Origin of the sequence: Brevundimonas sp., assembly GCF_013823285.1 — a bacterium.
Classification (GTDB): domain Bacteria; phylum Pseudomonadota; class Alphaproteobacteria; order Caulobacterales; family Caulobacteraceae; genus Brevundimonas.
Genome location: NZ_PNLV01000211.1, coordinates 1 through 339 on the forward strand (window position 1 = coordinate 1; position 339 = coordinate 339).

The window sequence follows — 339 nt, forward strand, 5'->3', positions numbered from 1 at the left end:
TCTGGACCCGCTGTGGGTGGACCCGAACATCGACTATGTGGGCATCGACTGGTACCCGCCCCTCGGCGACTGGCGCGAGGGCGACGAGCATCTGGACGCGCAGGCGGGATATGCGGGGCCTGCGGACCCGGACTATCTGGTCGCGAACGTGGCGGGTGGAGAGAATTTCGACTGGTTCTACGGGTCGGACGCGGACCGGGTGGGGCAGGTGCGCACGCCCATCGTGGATGGGGCTTACGGCGAACCGTGGGTGTGGCGGTCCAAGGATCTGAAGAGCTGGTGGTCCAGTGCGCACCATGACCGGCCGGGCGGGGTGCGCAGCGCGGCGCCGACGGCCTG

1 protein-coding gene is annotated in these 339 nt (G+C 69.3%); it reads left to right on the forward strand.

From position 1 onward, the window contains the following. Window positions 1–339, forward strand: a 339-nt coding sequence (locus C0461_RS14435) for a glycoside hydrolase TIM-barrel-like domain-containing protein (RefSeq protein WP_292108001.1), incomplete at both ends; no start/stop codon positions are given.